This is a genomic window from Pasteurella testudinis DSM 23072 (genome assembly GCF_900176075.1).
GTDB classification, from domain to species: Bacteria; Pseudomonadota; Gammaproteobacteria; order Enterobacterales; family Pasteurellaceae; genus Chelonobacter; species Chelonobacter testudinis.
Map to the genome: position 1 here is coordinate 1 of NZ_FWWV01000050.1, position 3,529 is coordinate 3,529.

Consider the following 3,529-nt stretch of genomic DNA (forward strand, 5'->3'; position numbering starts at 1 on the left):
TATATTCACGACAGGCTCGATGTTTTGGAGTTAATGCTTAAAAAGGGTGGAAATGTACATAATTTGGTGAATGAAGGAGAAACTATTTTAGAAAGNAAAAAGCCAATAGATAATAAATATCCTTGGAAATTTCCTATTTACGAATTAATGAAGAAATATAGCTAATAAGGGACATAAATACGAAATGGTGTATGTTATGTATTTTGTAAAAGCGATTAAATAGCATTTAGAGGCTGGATAATTTTTAGCAGTAGTGAGTTTACCCATCAGTTTGTACATAAACTCGCCCATGCGGTAGCAGGCTGCGGCGGAGGTGCTGCTGGTTTGTTAAAAGATGCAACAATTAATTTAAGAAATTTTTCGACCAGTCAAAATGAGAGTAGTGCGAAATGGACTATAGAAATTATTACTAAAGATAAAAGTGTTTTTAAAAATAAAGCAGAAATTAAATTTAAATAGGATTAGTTATGAAGAAAGTTATATATCAATTAATTTATTTAAACTCAAAAGGGTTTGGTCTTAATACATTATTTCATAATTTTCAGCATTTTTTTGGCTCTATACATGAAGAACCAAGGGTTAAAGAATGGTTTCTTTCCCTAATGGAGGAGTTTATGTATAAGGGATATTTTAAATTATATGAGAATGATAGAGCGTTACCCGGTTCTATTGAAGAGCAAATTGATTTTTTGAGGAGGAAATGGCCTGTTTATTATAATGAAAATGAACCAAGGCACGATATTGATAATCTTTGGTGGCTTATTGAAGCACCTAATGTCTTTTGGATTGAACGTAACTTTGAGGAATGTCAATGAAGATTAAAGCTATTGAATTAATAATAGAAGAGTCCAGAGGTAAAACACTAACATTTCTTTATGAAATATTTCAGAAACACTTATACCCTGTATATTATGAGCCAAGATTAAAAGATGATTTTATTTATTTTTTATTAACACTGGTCAGAGATAATCAATTAAAACTAGTTGAAAACGGAAAATTTCTAGAAGGAAATTTAGAATATAAAATAGAGTACGTTAGAAAAAAATGGAATAAGAATTATAATTCTCAACATGAAGATTTTTCTTATGATATCTATGGTAATACTATAATTAATACTGAGAATGATAATTGGTGGGATGATAAATCTGGTTTTCAAGCTGTATGGATTATGGAAGATGGTTCATTAAAATGGGCAACAAAAGAGGATAATTAATAATTTCAGAAAAGCTAAAAAAGTAAGAAATAAAACAAAAAATTTTCCTTTAGTTAAAATTGCTACTGAAGCCATTACAGTTCGAGCATATGGTATTTTAGGGACTGGAACGGTTGCTAGACCGCAAAGTGCGGTTCAACTCCACAAAATACAGAAAATTGAATCAGAAGTTTTTTATCCTACAAATTCGCAAATTATTACTTCTAAAGGTTCTATAGTTGTGGGACATGCGCTGAGTAAACATGAAGGACGAAAGCCTGAAATATCGGAAAAATGAAAGGATCTATGCAAACCTGGAATGGGCAAGGTATCATACATTTAAGAGAAATATTACAGTCAACTGAAAAATTTAAAGTTGTACAAATAGGAAATATTCGTTTTCTAGAAAAAAGGCTTCCAGATGGTAGAGGGATTAGAATTGAACTCAATGGTAAATTCAAAGGGTTTGTTGATTAATAAAGAGGTTTTGTAATGAATGAAATAGAAATTACGCTTGATGATGTTCAATTAATTCCAACTTTAGATATCATTAATAATTTATTAAAGGTGGGTGAGTTAATTCAAGTGAATTCAAATTTAAAGTGTGGTTTAGATATGCCGCTTAATTTAAGTAATATTGTTGAATCAGATCAAAATGGAATGGTGTCATTTGTTTTTAAGAATGTTCTTTTTCTAAATATATTTTTTAGTGAGTTGAGCTTTCACCTTTTGAAATATTCAGCTGGAAATGAGGTTAATATTTATCTAGATAAGAGAGAGTTAAATGAGATTGATATATGTAAGATGAAAAAAGTCTAGATGAGTTATCTTTATTGATACATGCAAAGAGGTATTATTGTGGCTATGAACTAGCAGTTGATTATGAGACACAATTTTTCTCTAGTGATTCAAACGGCCCATTAGAGTGGTAATTATATGTGTAGTAATATGGCGTAGCCTAGCAATTTCTTGATGCCATAAAAGGCGTGATTGATATGGCATTAGGTCTTGTAAAAACCAATGCTAAAAATATATTTAGAAAATAGAGTTTTTAATAAGGATAAAATAGAAATTAAATTTCAGTAAGGGAATTTATGCAAGATTTAATAAATAATATAATTCTTAAAAGGTGTAAAGGTGGGACATTTATAACGCTTTTTAATTCATTTCAATATTATCATGGTTTTATTGAGGAGGATTGTACAATAAAAGAGAGGTTTCTAACATTTTTAGAGGAAATTATGTTAAAAGGAGAGTTAAAGCTTGCATATCGAGGTGAATATCTGGTTGGAAGTGTTAATGAGCAAATAAATTTGCTTAGAGAAGCGTGGCCAACTTATTATAATGAAGATGAGCCATTATATGATATTGATAATGCCTGGTGGTATGTTTCATCTCCTGTAGGACCTGTATGGGTATATGAAAATGGAGAAACTATATGGCAATATCCAGCATAAAAGTAAAAATCATTACGTGATAATTTTTTAATAAATATATATTGGTGGTTTGAATGAGGTTGAGAATAATTGATGAAATTTTAAATGAATGCCGTGGTGAGTCATTGAAGAGTATTTATAAAGCCTTTAAAAAATATTTTGGTAGTCCTCAAAATGATAGTTCTATAAATGATTATTTTATATATTTTTTATATACCTTGTTGAGAGATAATGAGCTTAAATTAGCAAGAAATGGAAAATTTTTAGATGGCAGTTTGAAATACAAGATATCCATTATTAGACAAGATTTTTTTGTAGCATATGATAATAGTAATGTAGGGTTAGTTTATAATAATTTAGGTAATATTATTGAAGATCCAAAAAATGATGAATGGTGGGATACGCAGTCAGGTTTTCAAGCAGTCTGGATTATGGAAGATGGAAGCCTAAAATGGACTTGATTTTTTAGAAACACATCCAACTGGAATATGACAAATGGAATTACAGCCAACAGGGGCTTAGTGGTACCGGCGGCGACAATTGTGGCTCATCTTGGAGGGAATGCCGATACGGCGATCAATACCGCTCATACTGCGGTGATGAATAATTATCTGTCGGATTGGCAAGAAAAGCAGAAAGCGCTTGAACTTGAACGGTGTGCGCATGCCATGTGCGAGACCATCACGCGCCTAAGATGGCAAGCTGTTGACACCGGTCAAGATGCTTCCTTTGCTTTAGGTATGGTTGCTGCGGTACCCGAAGAACTCTATAGTACCGTGGAAGGTATCGCCACGTTGCTTGCCAATCCGCTGGAAAGTATCCGAGCAGTGAAAGTCATGCTTACCCAAGACAATGCTTGGAATAAAATGGTAGAGGGTACGAAGCAACACTTTATCCAGAC

General features: G+C 32.0%; 8 protein-coding genes. All 8 read left to right on the forward strand.

Features of this window, described 5'->3' with window-relative positions; translation table 11 throughout:
* Positions 1-324 precede the first annotated feature (324 nt).
* Positions 325-459, forward strand: a complete 135-nt coding sequence (locus B8880_RS14785) for a hypothetical protein (protein WP_260337791.1) — start codon at positions 325-327, stop codon at positions 457-459.
* Positions 460-467: 8 nt separating this feature from the next.
* Positions 468-815, forward strand: coding sequence for a DUF596 domain-containing protein (locus B8880_RS12000; protein WP_084257822.1), 348 nt, complete (start codon positions 468-470; stop codon positions 813-815).
* Complete coding sequence (locus B8880_RS12005) at positions 812-1,213, forward strand: DUF596 domain-containing protein (protein WP_159460750.1); 402 nt, start codon at positions 812-814, stop codon at positions 1,211-1,213. Before B8880_RS12000 ends, B8880_RS12005 begins: the two co-directional genes overlap by 4 nt.
* A gap of 285 nt (positions 1,214-1,498) precedes the next feature.
* The gene (locus B8880_RS14540; protein WP_167370580.1) at positions 1,499-1,669 is read left to right on the forward strand and encodes a hypothetical protein; all 171 of its coding nucleotides are present in this window, start codon (positions 1,499-1,501) and stop codon (positions 1,667-1,669) included.
* A 15-nt stretch (positions 1,670-1,684) separates the two neighbouring features.
* Positions 1,685-2,011 carry a hypothetical protein gene (locus tag B8880_RS12010; protein WP_084257824.1) on the forward strand — a complete coding sequence of 109 codons (327 nt, stop codon included), beginning with the start codon at positions 1,685-1,687 and terminating at the stop codon, positions 2,009-2,011.
* Positions 2,012-2,286: 275 nt separating this feature from the next.
* On the forward strand, positions 2,287-2,649 hold the full coding sequence (locus tag B8880_RS12015; protein WP_084257825.1) for a DUF596 domain-containing protein: 363 nt from the start codon (positions 2,287-2,289) through the stop codon (positions 2,647-2,649).
* Positions 2,650-2,702: 53 nt separating this feature from the next.
* A complete protein-coding gene (locus tag B8880_RS12020) occupies positions 2,703-3,089 on the forward strand; it encodes a DUF596 domain-containing protein (RefSeq protein WP_084257826.1) in 387 nt (128 codons plus the stop codon).
* Positions 3,090-3,170: 81 nt separating this feature from the next.
* Positions 3,171-3,529: hypothetical protein (locus B8880_RS12025; protein ID WP_208610915.1), on the forward strand; the 359-nt coding region annotated here is incomplete at its 3' end.

Coding starts and splice junctions, on each gene's coding strand:
- B8880_RS12000 (WP_084257822.1), top strand. CDS start 468: ATGAAGAAAGTTATATATCAATTAATTTATTTAAACTCAAAAGGGTTT.
- B8880_RS12005 (WP_159460750.1), top strand. CDS start 812: ATGAAGATTAAAGCTATTGAATTAATAATAGAAGAGTCCAGAGGTAAA.
- B8880_RS14540 (WP_167370580.1), top strand. CDS start 1,499: ATGCAAACCTGGAATGGGCAAGGTATCATACATTTAAGAGAAATATTA.
- B8880_RS12010 (WP_084257824.1), top strand. CDS start 1,685: ATGAATGAAATAGAAATTACGCTTGATGATGTTCAATTAATTCCAACT.
- B8880_RS12015 (WP_084257825.1), top strand. CDS start 2,287: ATGCAAGATTTAATAAATAATATAATTCTTAAAAGGTGTAAAGGTGGG.
- B8880_RS12020 (WP_084257826.1), top strand. CDS start 2,703: ATGAGGTTGAGAATAATTGATGAAATTTTAAATGAATGCCGTGGTGAG.